Annotated in this window: 13 protein-coding genes; 8 read left to right on the plus strand and 5 right to left on the minus strand. The window is 60.7% G+C overall.

Translation table 11 applies throughout. The annotated features are described in order from the left end of the window. Positions 1–123: 123 nt before the first annotated feature. Positions 124–1,317, plus strand: coding sequence for a UDP-galactopyranose mutase (glf, locus tag ACLFLU_RS06275; RefSeq protein WP_426411447.1), 1,194 nt, complete (start codon positions 124–126; stop codon positions 1,315–1,317). Positions 1,318–1,371: 54 nt separating this feature from the next. Here glf and ACLFLU_RS06280 read toward each other — a convergent pair whose 3' ends face one another. Continuing rightward, the gene (locus ACLFLU_RS06280; protein ID WP_426411448.1) at positions 1,372–2,895 is read right to left on the minus strand and encodes an efflux transporter outer membrane subunit; all 1,524 of its coding nucleotides are present in this window, start codon (positions 2,893–2,895) and stop codon (positions 1,372–1,374) included. Between the two features lie 216 nt (positions 2,896–3,111). Between ACLFLU_RS06280 and ACLFLU_RS06285 the strand changes: the two genes are divergently transcribed. Genes ACLFLU_RS06285 through ACLFLU_RS06300 form a run of 4 tightly spaced genes read left to right on the plus strand, consistent with a single transcriptional unit; the run spans position 3,112 to position 8,653 of the window. Beyond that, complete coding sequence (locus tag ACLFLU_RS06285) at positions 3,112–4,350, plus strand: efflux RND transporter periplasmic adaptor subunit (protein WP_426411449.1); 1,239 nt, start codon at positions 3,112–3,114, stop codon at positions 4,348–4,350. A gap of 58 nt (positions 4,351–4,408) precedes the next feature. Beyond that, entirely contained in the window at positions 4,409–7,648 is a 3,240-nt protein-coding gene (locus tag ACLFLU_RS06290) for an efflux RND transporter permease subunit (protein WP_426411450.1), read from the plus strand. Between the two features lie 20 nt (positions 7,649–7,668). Further along, complete coding sequence (locus ACLFLU_RS06295) at positions 7,669–8,190, plus strand: hypothetical protein (protein WP_426411451.1); 522 nt, start codon at positions 7,669–7,671, stop codon at positions 8,188–8,190. 22 nt (positions 8,191–8,212) lie between these two features. Then, entirely contained in the window at positions 8,213–8,653 is a 441-nt protein-coding gene (locus ACLFLU_RS06300; protein WP_426411452.1) for a hypothetical protein, read from the plus strand. A 124-nt stretch (positions 8,654–8,777) separates the two neighbouring features. Here the strand turns inward: ACLFLU_RS06300 and ACLFLU_RS06305 are convergent, their stop codons facing one another. Next, positions 8,778–9,383, minus strand: coding sequence for a response regulator transcription factor (locus ACLFLU_RS06305; RefSeq protein ID WP_426411453.1), 606 nt, complete (start codon positions 9,381–9,383; stop codon positions 8,778–8,780). A 195-nt stretch (positions 9,384–9,578) separates the two neighbouring features. Here ACLFLU_RS06305 and ACLFLU_RS06310 point away from each other — a divergent pair, with 195 nt between their 5' ends. Beyond that, positions 9,579–11,174 carry an ATP-binding protein gene (locus tag ACLFLU_RS06310; protein ID WP_426411454.1) on the plus strand — a complete coding sequence of 532 codons (1,596 nt, stop codon included), beginning with the start codon at positions 9,579–9,581 and terminating at the stop codon, positions 11,172–11,174. 22 nt (positions 11,175–11,196) lie between these two features. Here the strand turns inward: ACLFLU_RS06310 and ACLFLU_RS06315 are convergent, their stop codons facing one another. Further along, positions 11,197–11,358, minus strand: coding sequence for a hypothetical protein (locus ACLFLU_RS06315; RefSeq protein WP_426411455.1), 162 nt, complete (start codon positions 11,356–11,358; stop codon positions 11,197–11,199). 141 nt (positions 11,359–11,499) lie between these two features. After that, positions 11,500–11,682, minus strand: coding sequence for a hypothetical protein (locus ACLFLU_RS06320; RefSeq protein WP_148755059.1), 183 nt, complete (start codon positions 11,680–11,682; stop codon positions 11,500–11,502). 331 nt (positions 11,683–12,013) lie between these two features. Between ACLFLU_RS06320 and ACLFLU_RS06325 the strand changes: the two genes are divergently transcribed. Beyond that, positions 12,014–12,970 carry an alpha/beta fold hydrolase gene (locus tag ACLFLU_RS06325; protein WP_426411456.1) on the plus strand — a complete coding sequence of 319 codons (957 nt, stop codon included), beginning with the start codon at positions 12,014–12,016 and terminating at the stop codon, positions 12,968–12,970. Between the two features lie 118 nt (positions 12,971–13,088). Here the strand turns inward: ACLFLU_RS06325 and cycA are convergent, their stop codons facing one another. Continuing rightward, positions 13,089–13,484, minus strand: coding sequence for a cytochrome c-550 CycA (gene cycA, locus ACLFLU_RS06330; RefSeq protein ID WP_426411457.1), 396 nt, complete (start codon positions 13,482–13,484; stop codon positions 13,089–13,091). Positions 13,485–13,738: 254 nt separating this feature from the next. Here cycA and ACLFLU_RS06335 point away from each other — a divergent pair, with 254 nt between their 5' ends. Further along, the gene (locus tag ACLFLU_RS06335) at positions 13,739–15,232 is read left to right on the plus strand and encodes an FAD-linked oxidase C-terminal domain-containing protein (RefSeq protein ID WP_426411458.1); all 1,494 of its coding nucleotides are present in this window, start codon (positions 13,739–13,741) and stop codon (positions 15,230–15,232) included. Positions 15,233–15,259: the final 27 nt, after the last annotated feature.

The raw sequence follows: 15,259 nt of genomic DNA on the forward strand, positions 1-15,259 counted from the left end.
TTCCCGGGCTCACGAATTGTTGGCGCGGCGTGCAATTATTCCGCCTGAGCCGGCGTCCCTCGCCGTTGAAGCCTCGTCGGCCGCGGATTTGCGCGCTTGCGACGCCGACAGGGTGGGGAACGCATGCAGCTTGATGGCTTCGACGTCGTGGTGGTGGGCGCCGGCTTCTTCGGCATGACCATTGCCGAGCGGGTGGCAAACGAGCTCGGGCGAAAGGTCTGCGTGCTCGACCGGCGCGCTCATATCGGCGGCAATGCCTATTCGGAGATTGATCCCGACAGCGGCGTCGAGGTGCATTGCTACGGCACGCACATCTTTCACACCAACTCGGAGACGGTCTGGCGCTATCTGCAGCGCTTCACCGAATTCACGGCCTACCGTCACCGCGTCTTCACGGTGGCGCGCGGGCGGCTCTATTCCATGCCGATCAATCTCGCGACCATCTCGGCCGCGTTCGGCCGCGCCATGACGCCGCAAGAGGCGAGGCTCGTGATTGCGGCGGAAGCTGACGCCCATGTTCACGCCCATGGCGCGAGCGCTGCCCAGAACCTGGAGGACAAGGCGATCGCCTCCGTCGGCCGCACGCTCTACGACCTTCTCATCTGCGGCTATACGCAGAAACAGTGGCAGACCGAGCCGAGCGAGCTCTCGGCCGACATCATCGGCCGCTTGCCGGTGCGGCTCAACTTCGACGACCGCTACTTCGCCGATCGCTACGAAGGCATGCCGGTCGATGGCTACACCGCGATCTTCCGCCGCATGCTGAAGTCGCCGAATATCGAGCTTCATCTCGGCGTCGACTATTTCGACATTGACGACCAGATCCGCCCCGGCCAACTCGTGATCTATACCGGGCCAATCGACCGCTTCTTCCGCTATCGCTGTGGCGAGCTCGGCTGGCGCACCGTCGACTTCGCGCGCGAGGTGCATGACGTCGCTGACTTCCAGGGCACTTCGGTGATCAACTACGCCGACGCCGACGTACCCTTCACCCGTATCCACGAGTTCAGGCACCTTCATCCCGAGCGCGATTATCGGGAGCCGAAGACCACGATCTATCGCGAATATTCCCGCTTCGCCGGCCGCGACGACGAACCCTACTACCCGATCAACACCGCCGCCGACCGGGCCATCCTGTCCGGTTACCGAACGATGATGGACAAGCGTCCGAACATCGTCTTCGGCGGCCGGCTCGGCTCCTACAAATATCTCGACATGCACCAGGCGATCGGTGCAGCCCTCAAGACCTTCGAGCACGAGGTCACGGCGTTCCTGGCGGGGCAACAGATGCCCTCAGCTGCCGCGATGGCGGGCTGAGCGGAAACGCTCGCTTCATCATTTCGATTTCCGCAGAGCTCCCTCAGCGACAGCTCAGGATTTTGTGACGTCCTTGGATGGCATTTCGGTCTCGTCAAACTCGCAGGCGCGCCAGTCGCTGGTCGGACAATTAGCCGGCCAACCGCCGCCCAGCGCCATGAACAGAGCGGCGACGTCGGACAGCCTTGTGGCTTCCGCCTGCACCCGCGCAATCACGGCGGTGAAATAAGCCTGTTGCGCCGTCAGCAGCGTCGCCTGGTTGATCAGACCTAGCGCCAGTTGCTTCCTGATTAGATCGAGGCTTTTCTGGGTGGCAACTTCTGACTTGATGGCGGCTTGCAGGGCCGGTGTATCCTGCTGCAGGCTGCGCAGAGCATCGGCGACGTTCTGAAATGCTGTGATGACCGTCTGGCGGTATAGCGCGTCGGCCTGGTCGAGCGCGGCCTCGGCAGACTTCTGCTTATGGTACAGGGTCAATCCATCGAAGATCGGGTGCGTCGCGCTCGCGGCGACCGTATAGAAATACGTTCCCGGCGTGAAAAGCTCGGCCAGCGCATTGGCGCTTGTGCCCGGATTTGCCGTGATCGTGAAATTCGGCAGCCGCGCTGCGATAGCGACTCCCACCTGCGCGCTCGCCGAATGCATGAAGGCCTCCGCGGCCCTGACATCGGGGCGCTGCCGCAACAGCGTCGACGGCAGGCTCACCGGCAGGTTTCTCGGCAATGCGATCTGCTTCAGATCGAATTTCTGCAGAACTTCGTCGGCTGAAAATTGGCCGGCAAGGGCCGTCAATAGATCGCGCTGCACGGCGAGCTGTTTCCTGAGTGGCGGCAGCGTCTGCTCTACCTGCGCTAGCGCCGCCTCCTGCGTCAGCACGTCGGTCTCGGCGACCTGGCCAGCACCGAGTTGCTTCTGGAGGAGGTCGAGTATCTCACGCAGCGCCTTGATGACGCGCTCGGTTCCCTCAATCTGGCCACGCAACGAAGCCTCCTGAATGGCAGCGGTCACGACGTTGGCTGTCAGTGTCAGATGCGCGGCCTCAAGCTGGAACTGCGCCTGCTCGGTCAGCGCATCCAGACTTTCGACCGCCCGGAAGTTCGCGCCCCAGACGTCCGGGACGAAGCTGACGTTGAGCTGAGCCGTGTGCAGGCTGAACTGCGTCTGCGTCGACGGATCCGATATTGTGTTGTTGGACTGCAGCTGTTGTGACGGCGTGTAATTGAGGTTGGCCTGCGGAAAGAACAGGCCGCGCTGCGCCAGGGCGTTGTAGTTCGCCACCCGGATCGCGGCTTCCGAGGCCTGTAGTGTCGGATTGTGATCGACCGCAAGCCTGATCAGCTCGTTGAGTGGTTTGGACCGAAACGCCGCCCACCAACGGGTCGGGATGTCAGCACCTTCCATAAAGCGCTGTCCGGCAACCTTCGGGGGCTCAGCGCTGGGATGCGGAGACGACAATGGCTCGGGGGTGTAGCGCGACACATCCGGCGCTGGCGGCGGCGAGAAATTCGGACCGACCGCGCAGCTCGCAAGCAACAGCCCGGCGCATGATGCGGCGATCGCCGAACGATAGCTAAGCATGAAGCCCCCGATGAGATCCGAAAAGCGGCAGCGCATGGCTCCGCCGCAGAAGGTGAACCAAGTCCAAACGCTAGAGCAGTTGGCTGCATCGGGAACTGTGATTTGTCACAGGGATCGGCGGGATTTGTAGCAGTGAAATGCCGAGTCCTTCTGAGGCATAGTTTCGGGGATTTCTGACCCCGCGCGGGCTGCCGGGGCTGATTCAGAGGTGCACCAGTGGCAAATCCCAAGTCTAGCGTGATCGTGGCGGTTATTGCGACCGGTGCGCTTTGCTTTTTTGGAGGAGCCTATTCGGTCAACCATATCAAGAGCTGGCTGCGCTTCGGCGCAGAGGCCGTGAGCTCAGATGCGAATGCCAAGACAGACTCCTCCGACGTGAGAACGGGTACGGTGAGCGGCGTTCCCAGCGTCGAGCTCAACGAGAAGCAAATATCGACCGTCAAGATCGAAGCGGTGAAAGAGTATGAGTTTCCGGTTGAAAGAGCGACTGTCGGCAGCATCGACTTCAACGAAGACCTGACCCTTCAGGTATTTACGCCCTACCAGGGGCGTATCCTGGAGGCGTTCGCCAAGGTCGGTGACGACGTCAAGAAAGGGCAGGTGCTGTTTACCATCGACAGCCCGGACCTGCTTTCGGCCAGCTCGACCCTGATTGCCGCGGCCGGCGTACATGAGCTAACCACGCGCGCGCTGAAGCGCCTTTCCTCTCTCTACGAGATCAAGGCGGTCGCGCAGAAGGACCTCGAGCAAGCGGTTTCGGACCAGCAGACCGCCGAGGGTTCGCTAAAGGCGGCGCGTGACGCCGTTCGTATCTTTGGCAAGGCCGACGCCGAGATCGACGCGATCATCAGAGAACGACGGGCTGATCCGAAACTTGTGGTGAAGAGCCCGATCGATGGCCGCGTCACGGCGCGCAACGCCGCCCCCGGACTTTTCGTTCAGCCCGGCAGTGCGCCGGCGCCGTACTCGGTGGCGGATAACTCGACCATGTGGATGCTGGCGAACGTCGCCGAGAGCGATGTCTCCACCATTCACGTCGGCCAGGAGGTCAAGGTCGCCGTGATGTCGTATCCCGGAAAGGTCTTCGAGGGGCACATTTCCACGATCAGCTCGAGCGTCGATGCCAATACGCACCGGATGCTGGTTCGGTCGGAGATTGAAGACCCGAACCATGAATTGCGATCCGGGATGTTCGCGCGTTTTGCCATCACGACCGGCAATCCGGTCAGATCGCCTGCGGTGCCGCTTGACGGCGTAGTGCGCGAAGGGGATGGCACCATGACGGTGTGGGTCACGACCGACCGGAAGCGCTTCATTCAGCGCACTGTCAAGATCGGCGACCGCAAGGACGGTCTTCGTCAGATCCTTGATGGTTTGCAGCCTGGCGAACTCGTCGCCACGGAGGGGGCGATCTTTCTGAGCAACATGCTGGCGATCGGCCAGGTCGGCGGTTGAGCGGACGTGCCAATCGCGTTCGCGCGCTCGAACTGCAACTTAAGAAAAGAGGCAAACAGTGCTGAAGGGAATCCTCGCATTCGGCTTGACCCGGCGTCCCATCATCTTATTGGGGCTCTTGGTGTTCATTGGTGCCGGAGTGCTTGCGTTCTACAAGCTGAATATCGAGGCCTATCCGAATCCCGCACCAGTCATCCTCGAGATCACGGCACAGGCTCCAGGCCTCTCTGCGGAGGAGATGGAACGCTACTACACGATTCCGATGGAGATCGGTCTTTACCCGACGCCGGGCGTCGAAAGCATTCGCTCCACGTCATTCTACGGACTGACTTTCATTCGCGTAACCTTCAAATACGGCATTGATTATTACTTTGCCTACACGCAGGCGGCGCTCAGCCTGCAGCAGAACGTTACGCTGCCGCAGAACCAGATCCCCCAAATCCAACAATCGAGCCTCACAGGGGAGATCTTTCGCTACCAGGTGGTGGGACCACCGCATTTCGGATTGAGCAATCTGCGTACCGTGCAGGACTGGATCGTCCTGCGGCGCCTGTTCTCGGTGCCGGGTGTCGCGCAGGTCAATTCATGGGGCGGGACCACCAAGCAGTACAGCGTCAACGTTGATCTTCACAAGCTCGATGCTTACAGCATCACGATTCCCCAGATCATTACCGCGCTCGGTAACTCCAACATCAATATCGGCGGCCGCGAGATCACCGTCGGCCAGCAGTCGATCAACATTCGCGGCCTCGGTCTTTTCGACTCGGGCGGCGGCGACAATTTAACACAGGGTTACCACGTTCAGGACATCGAGAACGTCGTTCTGACGCAGTTGAACGGTGTACCGGTGACGATCAAGGATGTCGCCAGGGTCGAGCTTGGATTCGTGCCTCGGCTCGGGATCGCGGGGCGCGACCACGACGACGATGTGGCGTTGTCCATTGTGGTGATGAATCGTACGCTGCACACCAACGACGTGTTGCCGAAGGTGCAGGCCATTGTTGATCAGATGAACCACGACGGCACCCTGCCGCCAGGTGTAAAGCTCGTTCCTTACTATGATCGCGGCACACTCGTATCGGTGACCACACGCACAGTCCTGCACAATCTGGTCTTCGGTTGCGTACTGGTCTTCTTGATTCAGTGGATGTTTCTCGGCAATCTTCGCAGCGCGATCATCGTCGGCGTGAACATTCCGTTTGCCTTGTTCTTCAGCGTGATCATTCTCGTGCTGATGGGCGAGGACGCCAACCTCTTATCCGTGGGCGCTGTCGATTTCGGTATCATCGTGGACTCCGCGGTGATTCTCGTCGAAAACGTGTTCCGGAACTTTCAATCGAGGGCGGAGCAACAGCAGGAAGCCCTGGGCCTCCTTGCCGATGGTCGGTGGGGTGAGGATCCGACGCGGGACCGCCCGGGTGTCCGCAGCCTCTGGACCGATCGGTTGCGGCTGATCCTTTCCAGCGCGCTGCAGGTCGACAGGGCGATCCTGTTTTCGGCGCTCATCACCGTCGCAGCGTTTGTCCCACTGTTTGCAATGCAGGGCGTCGAGGGCCAGATCTTCGGACCGATGGCGCGCACCTACGCCTACGCACTTGCCGGCGCATTGATCGCGACCTTCACGGTGACGCCGGTGTTGGCGTCATATCTCTTGCCGGAACACGTGCACGAAGCTGAAACCATCCTTGTGCGGGCTCTGCGCAAAACGTACGAGCCGGTGCTGCATTGGTCGTTGGGTCATCGCAAGACCATGTTCGCCGTTGGATTGGTGTTCCTGGGTTTGATCGGGCTGTTGGGGACGCGGCTTGGTAGCGAATTTCTACCGCACCTTGAGGAAGGCAATCTGTGGATCCGGGTGGCATTGCCACCCTCGCTTGGGCTCGACGCCGGCACCCCCGCGACAGGGAAATTGCGCGAAATCCTGCTCAGTCATCCAGAGGTGATCACGGCAGTGACGCAGCACGGTCGCCCCGACAACGGAAGCGATGCCTCGCCCTTCTCCAATATCGAAATATTCGCGCCGCTCAAGCCATACGAGGAGTGGCCGACAAATTACACCAAGGACAAGCTGATCGAGCAGCTAAACAAAGAGTTCACCGATGCAGTGCCTGGCGCGACCTTCAACTTCTCGCAGTACATTCAGGACAACATCGAGGAGGCATTGTCGGGCGTGAAGGGCGCCAATTCGGTCAAGATCCTTGGCCCCAATCTCAGCGTATTGGAGCAGCTTGCCACTCAGGTTCAGTCTGAGCTGCAAAAGGTCCGCGGCGTTACCGATCTCGGCGTGTTCCACGTGCTCGGTCAGCCCAACCTGAACATCAAGGTCGATCGTGAAAAGACGATGCGCTATGGCCTTAATACCGGCGACGTCAATACCGTGATTCAGGCGGCGATGGGAGGAACCCAGGCAACGACCCTGCTTGAGGGCGATCGCCAGTTTTCGGTCTCGGTCCGCCTTGACCAGGACTACCGCAATAGCCTCGAATCCGTCGGCGACATCAAGGTTGGCTACACAACATCTGCTGGTACCAACGCTTATATCCCGTTGCGTGAGCTCGCCACCATCACACTCGACACTGGTGCCACCTACATCTATCATGAGACCAGCACACGCAACCTTCCAATCAAGTTCAGCGTGCGCGGGCGCGATCTCGGCGGCACTGTCGAAGAGGCGCAGGAGCGGATCGCGAGGAACGTTAAGCTGCCGCCCGGATATCGTATCGTCTGGGCCGGCGAGTTCGAAGACCTCGAACTTGCCAAGAAGCGGCTGGAAGTGGTGGTCCCGATCAGCCTGATCCTGATCCTGGTGTTGCTGTACGGCCTGTTCAACTCGCTGCGCGACAGCCTGCTGGCGCTGGCGGGTATTCCGTTTGCGATCGCTGGCGGCATCGTCGCGCTCTATGTCACTGGTCTGGATTTCAGCATCTCTGCTGCCATCGGCTTCGTCTCTCTGTTCGGTGTGTCGGTGATGGACGGCATTCTGATGATCACTTACTACAATCAGGTTCACGTCGGCGGCATGCCGAGGCTCGAAGCCATGTTCCATGCTGCCACCCAGCGCATGCGGCCGATGCTGATGACCGCGATGTCGGCTTGCATCGGTCTGTTCCCCGCAGCAATCTCTTCAGGGATCGGCAGCCAGGTGCAGCGCCCGCTCGCCACCGTGGTCGTGGGCGGCATGCTGATCGGACCAATTATGCTGCTTGTGGTGGTGCCGGCGCTTCGGATGATGTTTCTCGATAGAGAGGGCGAACCGGCAGGCGAAGGTGGCGCGCAGAGTCTTGCGCCGGCTGAGTAACGTACTGGGGCGGTTCACAATTGCAGGAGATGACGATGAAGTTCGGTTCGCATTTGATTGGTCTGGCGCTTTGCATGGCGATGACGGCCTCGGCCGTCGCTCACGACGCTGGTAGCGCGGCGCCGGCAGCGATCGGAGGTGCCGATCAAGGCAATGGTGGCGGCAAGAGCGGTATGGATGTCGACACCCTGTTCGGTCCGAAAGGCAAAGACGCTAAGGGAACGGGTGCCAGCTCGAAGCTGCAACCGGTCGTTAAGCTCCAGACACTGGCCCAGGCAGGCCAGAAGCCGTCCATCGCCGGCACCGCCAAGATCGGGACCTTAAGCAACAAGGCGTCGGCCGGTTCGGGCAGCCCTGTGGGAGTGGCGCCTCCAAGTCACACGCCGACTTCGGCCGGAGCTGCCGCCGCGACCACCAACGGTCCCAGTATCAACGGCACCGCGATGGTCCGACCGGCTGCGCGGACAGCAACAGTTGGCGGCTCGGCCAAAGTTACCCCGGGCGTTTTGAGCGGGAGCAGCATCACGCCGAAGCACCCTTGAGGCGTGCAAACGGGAGCAACAGATGGGCAGATGGTTCTTTCGCGTGACGGGAGACGAGCCGACACCTCCGACGGTGCCGCCACATCAAACGCCGAGCGTCGTCGTTGGCGACCCCAAGGAATCGAAGGGAGCTGTTGCGCCCGCGACCGACGCCAGACATCAGGAAAAGATACGCGAGCTTCTACGTCTCGAATTCGAATGCGCAGCTGATTCCGCCCTGAGTAAAGGCAATTTGACAGCAGCAAGGATCCTCCGGAAACTTGCAAGAACGACCCGCGATGTCGAAGTCGACGTGCTCTACGCCTATGCGCAGTTGTTGGACGATATCAGTGGCCCGCCTGTAGCATCGGATGAACTAAGGCAGATCGGCGTCGAGTGGTTTCCGAAAAGTGCTGTCGAATATGTCGAGAGGTTGGCATCCGCTCGCGAGAATGCGCGCGCCTCTATGCACAATGAGGAATAAACACTTTCAAGCGAAATAGATGTTCCCTGAGAGGCCTTGGTGATGTGCCGCACAACACGGCTTGCGGCATTTGCCCAATGGACCGGGAAAGGCTTTCGAGGAGGGCTGGCAAGATCCTCGGAAATCAGGGCTCGATCAGTTTGCCTGTCACGGCCTTGATGGCTGCTTGAGTCCGGGTCGCGACACCAAGCTTGATTCGCGCACTATCGATGTGAAAATCGACCGTTCGCTTGGCTAATTCTAGGATCTTTGCGATCTCGGCCGAGGTCTTGCCGCGCGCGACCCATGTTAAGGTCTCAATCTCGCGATCATTCAGTTTGGCTTCTTTCGCCCAGACATCGGTTCGCGCAACATGGGCAAGGCGGGCGTTGATGATGGAGACCAGAATGTCGAAATCGATGGGCTTCGTGACATAGTCGTCTGCGCCAAGCTGCCGCCCCTTAAGTTCGTTCCTGCGGTCGGTGAGGGCAGTAAGAAAGACAAACGGCATGTTGTTGAATCGAGGCGCGATCTTGGTCAGGTGCTCCAAAACCTCGAAGCCAGACATCACTGGCATGTTGATATCGCACAGCACCAGGTCGGGCATCGTCTTGAAGATCGCGGCGAAACCCTCCCCCCCGTCGTAAGCGAGCGTGACCTCGAATCCCCGATCGACGAGCTCCTCGGCGATCAGGGCCGCCGTTTCGCGGTGATCCTCGATGCAGAGAATCTTCTTCCTGGTATCCGCCATGGCTGCGTCTCTAGCTCGCGGAAAAGCGATGACTTCGTTGCCGGCAGTCCTGCCCGGTGCAGCTAGCCTGACGCAGCCTTAAAGGGTATTCGGGAAGGGGGCAAATGTGATTAATCACAGTAGCCGTTGAGGTAAAACTCCGTAGATTCAATCAATTTGCAGTCCCAAACGTGGCTGCACTCTTAGGTGGCGGAGATGCGCGCGCGCTCGCTCAATCTGATCCTGTCATTGGTATTCCTGCTGTTCTTTCTGCTGATCGCAGCCTTGGGCTTGTTCAGCGTCCAGCGGCTTGGCGAGTTCAATCGGGTGTCGGCCGATGTGCGCGACATCTGGTTGCCAAGCACCCGGCTTATTGGCGACCTGAACAACTTTACATCCGATTTTCGTGCGGCCGAAGGGCGATATTTGTTGTCGTCAAACCACGAATCGGACTCGGCCAGGAGGGAGATCGAGAGCCTCGGACAGGCCGTCGGGCAGGCACAAAAAGGCTACGAGAGCCTGCATCGGTCGCCCACCGCCTCTGCGCTCTATGTCAAATTCAAAAAAAACTGGAGTGCTTATCTTGCTGTGGTTGATCGTGTTCTGCAGTCGTACATGGCGGGGCAGACAGCGCAGGCCATCAATCTCTACCGAACAGATTCACAGTCGGCTTACGATGCGGCCAGCGATGCGCTAGACAGCCTCGCGCGTCTCAATGTCGACAGCGCGAAGGTCGCAAGCTACGAAGCGGACGCCGCCTACCAGCACTCGCGGACGCTGATTTTCCTCGCCATGGGGATTGCAGCACTGTTGATCATGGCAGCACTATTCTACGTGAAGCGCTTCATTTCAACGCCGTTGCGCGGGCTGGCGTCGGGGATGCACCGGCTTGCGGGGAATGACACCAACATCGAAATTCGCGGAACAGACCGGATCGACGAGATCGGCGAAATGGCCCGCGCGCTCAGCGTGTTTCGCACCAACGCGATCGAGCTGATGCTCAGCCAGCGCTCTTTGTCGCAGCAGGCAACAATGCTGGAAGAGAGGCTCGCGGAGGAGCAGCGGTTGAACCAGCTGCAGCAGGACTTCGTGTCCATGGCGTCGCACGAATTCCGCACGCCGCTGACGGTGATCGATGGACAGGCGCAGCGCCTTGCCAAGACGAGTCAAGGGGCCACAAGCGCGGATATCGTTGAGCGCGCAAGCAAGATCCGCAAGGCTGTCCTCCGCATGACGACCGTCATGGATAAGCTTCTCAATTCCTCGCGCCTCGTTGACGGTGAGGCGCAGCTATATTTCCGCCCCGTCGAGCTGGAGCTTCGAGGGGTCCTGGATGAGGTTTGTCAGGTCCATCGCGAAATCGCGCCACAGGCGAATATACACCAGGACCTAGGAACCAGATCGCTGCCGGTCCTCGGCGATGCCAAGCTGCTTTTTCAAATGTTCGGCAATCTGATATCAAACGCTCTAAAATACTCGCCCGATGGCAGCTTGATCCAGGTTGTTGCCGCGATCGACGGCGACCAAATCATGGTTGCTGTCCGTGATCGTGGCGTGGGCATCCCTAAAAAAGATCTTGCGAAAATCTTTGATCGCTACAGCCGCGGCAGCAATGTTTCCGGGATCGTCGGCACCGGTGTCGGTCTGTACCTGGTCAAGATCGTCGCCGAGCTGCACGGTAGCAAGGTGAGCGTCGAAAGCGAGGAGGAGAAGGGGTCCTGCTTCACCGTATGGTTGCCGTTGTCGCCGACGGCCAAGTCTGGGAGACTATCCCAGTCGAGGTTAGTTCCAATTGAACCGGGCCAAGGGTGAACGAAGCAAGCGAGGCTTTCGGCTATCCCTTGTTCGTCGTATCGGCAAAATCCCGGAAATAGCGAACATAGGCGTCTTTGCTGACGAGAAGGCCGGCTTTGCGGGCGGCCTTCGCAAAGCGCTCGAACTTCTGCTGTTCTGCCTTTTTGAAGTTCGCCGTTTGCTTCTTGCCAGACTTTCCCACGAGGCGCTCCGCCGCCGGGACACAAAGTTGGTCGTCGAACCCATGACGGATTCCGATGGATGAATCGCTGAAATGAAGTGTCCCGGGACACTACGGACGCAAGTGGTACAAGTGTAAACTGTAACAAATACCAGCGCCGGACTAGTGCAGGACGCTGCCGCCGCGTTCGGCAAGACCGCGATCGACGGCCGCTGCGTAAGCCTTTGCAAGCTCCGTCTCGAGATGCTCGTTGATCAGGAGCAGCGCCCGCACGGCACCGCGCAGGTCGCCGTTGCAGCTCGCGACGATCTCGTCGATTGCAGTATCGTTCGATCTCAAGCTCATCGAAAATCCTCCGGTTCAAACCAGGACAAATCCTGCCGGTCTTTCCTGCATCCCCTGGGATTGCGAGGAGGATCGGCGCCCACCCGCGCCTAGATGGCGGAACCGACCGTGGCGATTATAAGGAAGCTGCGATGACGACTGCATGAAGCTGGTCCGAGCCTTGCCGGCCCTCCAGTGAGACCATTGATTCTATTGCGTTTTTACAGATTGAGATTATGCACATATCCACAGGCCCGGCATTTCCGGTGGAAGCGCTGATGCCCACGGGGCGAAACTGCCGCGTGCCGAGACCCGTAGCTGTGATGTGCCCTGGATTGCCCGGACTCTCTCCATGACCGTGATGTCAGTCGTGACGGCGCTGGTTCTGCTGGCGCTGGTCACGCAGGCCGGAATCGTCGCCGTGCAGCGTAGTTTTCCGCCGCAGGGCCGGATGATCGAGGTCGATGGTGCTGTGCTCCACGTCGTCGACATCGGCCCGCACGACGCCGGCCTGCCGATCGTGATGCTGCACGGCGCGAGCTCCAATCTGGAGGTGATGCGGCGTCCGCTTGGCGACCTCCTCGCCAGGGAGCATCGGGTCATCCTGATCGACCGTCCCGGCCACGGCTGGAGCACGCGCGCGCGGCGGCAGGATTCGACGCCCGAGATCCAGGCGCGGATGATCGACGAGGCGCTTGGCAAGCTCGGGATCGATCGCGCAATCTTCGTCGTGCATTCGTGGAGCGGGGCGCTCGGCGCGCGGATGGCGCTCGATCATCCGCGCCGCGTCGCCGGCCTCGTGATGCTCGCGCCCGTCACCCATCCCTGGCGCGGCGGCGTCGGCCGCTACAACGAGATCATCGCAACGCCGTTGATCGGCCCGCTGCTCGCCTACACCGTCACGCTGCCGCTGGGCTATTTCGTCGCCGAGTCCGGTGCGCGCAACGTCTTCCTGCCGCAGACCATGCCGGACGGTTTCGTGCAGGACTCGGCGACGCCGCTGCTGCTGCGCCCGCGCGAGTTCATCGCCAATGCCTATGATCTGGTGACGTTGAAAGAAGCGGTCGCCGCGCAAGTCGCGCGCTACGGCGAGATCAGGATGCCGGTCACGATCATCGCCGGCGAGCCCGACAAGACCGTATCCACCAACATCCACGCACGCCCGTTTGCCGCGACCGTGCCGAATGCCAAGCTGATCGTGCTGCCCGATCTCGGCCACATGGTGCAGAACGCCGTGCCGGATCTGGTGAAGACCGAGGTCGAGACGATGATCGGTCAAATCGCCGCGGCGCAGGCGGCCGCAGACTAAAGCGTTTTCGAGCGAAGTGGATACCGGTTCGCGTGAAGAAAACGCGTCAAAACAAAAGGCTAGAGCTTCGGTTCTGATTCAATCAGAACCGAAGCTCTAGCGGCCGCCATTCGTCCGCTTACTGCTTGATCTTGCCGTCCTTGTCGAACTGCGACACGTAGGTCCAGAGATTGTTGATCTCGGTCTCGTTCTTGATGCCGGCGAACGCCATCTTGGTGCCGGGGATCTTGGCCTTCGGATCCTTGATGTATTCCTTGAACTGTGCCTCACCCCAGGTGATGCCGGAATTCTTGTTCGCATCCGAGTAATTGTAGTCGGGCGCGGTGCCGGACTTGCGGCCGTCGAGGCCGTTGAGCTCGGGGCCGACCTTGTTCTTGGCGCCTTCGCCGATCGCGTGGCAGGCCAGGCATTTGTTGAACGACGATTTGCCGGCCGCGGCATCCTGCGCCATCGCGCTGGTGGCCGTGGCAGTGACGGTGAGGATCATCAGCGCGCCAAAAGTCAGTTTTTTCATAGGGTGCTCTTCGTCTCTTTCCCGGTGGGGTCTCGTTCGGTCGGCGATCGTCGAACCCTGCCGGTTTTGGCACGGCCCGCTCGGCTTGGACAAGCCACGAAACCATGACAGGTTTCATGATTTCCTACTTGTCCCAGAGCGAACTCGCCGGAAGATCGTGGCTCCGACTTTCGGATGGCCTACCCAAACGGCCGCGGACGTGGTTGATTTGTCGCGACAAATCGATCACGCGGCGGGAGCCGGAAGGATAAGTCATGGCCATCATGATGCCTGCGAGCGACCAGACGGTGCTCGGGCGCCGCGCGGAGATCGTTGCTGCATTGCGCGCAATCGTGCCCGGCGAGGGCGTGATCGACACGCCTGCCGAGATGCGGGCCTATGAATCCGATGGGCTGACCGCCTATCGGCAGCCGCCGATGGTCGTGGTGCTGCCCGACACCACCGAGCAGGTCTCGCTCGTCCTGAAATATTGTGCCGCCCACGGCATCAAGGTGGTGCCGCGCGGCTCCGGCACGTCGTTATCCGGCGGCGCGCTGCCGCTGGAGGACGGCGTGCTGCTGGGCCTCGGCAAGTTCAAGCGCATCCGCGATATCGATTTCGACAACCGCGTCGTCGTCACCGAGCCCGGCGTCACCAATCTGGCGATCAGCCAGGCGGTCGCGCATGCCGGCTTCTATTACGCGCCCGATCCGTCCTCGCAGATCGCCTGCTCGATCGGCGGCAATGTCGCGGAGAATTCCGGCGGGGTGCATTGCCTCAAATACGGCATGACCACCAACAACGTGCTCGGTTGCGAGATCGTCCTGATGAGCGGCGAGATCCTGCGCATCGGCGGCAAGTCGGTGGAGAATTCCGGCTACGATCTCATGGGAGTCATCACGGGCTCCGAGGGCCTGCTCGGCGTCATCACCGAGATCACGGTACGCATCCTGCAGAAGCCGGAGACGGCGCGCGCCCTGATGGTCGGCTTTGCGCAGGTCGAGGCCGCCGGCGAATGCGTGGCGCGCATCATCGGCGCCGGCATCATTCCCGGCGGCATGGAGATGATGGACAAGCCCGCGATCCACGCCGCCGAAGCCTTCGTTCATGCCGGCTATCCGCTCGATGTCGAGGCGCTGCTCATCATCGAGCTCGACGGCCCCAAGATCGAGGTCGACGAGCTGATCACGCGCGTCGAGACCATCGCGAATGGCTGCGGCTCGACCACCTGCCAGATCTCGACCTCGGAGGCCGAGCGCAATCTGTTCTGGGCCGGGCGCAAGGCCGCGTTCCCCGCGGTGGGGCGCATTTCGCCCGACTATCTCTGCATGGACGGCACCATCCCGCGCGGCGCGCTGCCGAAGGCGCTGGCGCGCATCCGTGAGCTCTCGGAAAAATACCAGCTCGGCTGCGCCAACGTGTTCCACGCCGGCGACGGCAATCTGCATCCCCTGATCCTCTACGATGCCAACAAGCCCGGAGAGATCGAGCGCGCCGAAGCTTTCGGCGCCGACATCCTGCGCGCCTGCGTCGAGTTCGGCGGCGTGCTCACCGGCGAGCATGGTGTCGGCATCGAGAAGCGCGATCTCATGGGCGACATGTTCACCGAAATTGACCTCAACCAGCAGCAGCGGCTGAAATGCGCCTTCGACTCGCAGGGCCTGCTCAACCCCGGAAAAGTGTTTCCGACCCTGCACCGCTGCGCCGAGCTCGGCCGCATGCATGTGCATGCGGGCAAGGTGGCGTTCCCGGACATTCCGCGGTTCTAGGCCGCCGGATATCCGGCATGGTGGCGG

The sequence above is a fragment of the Bradyrhizobium ganzhouense genome (genome assembly GCF_049949285.1).
Lineage (GTDB): Bacteria > Pseudomonadota > Alphaproteobacteria > Rhizobiales > Xanthobacteraceae > Bradyrhizobium > Bradyrhizobium ganzhouense.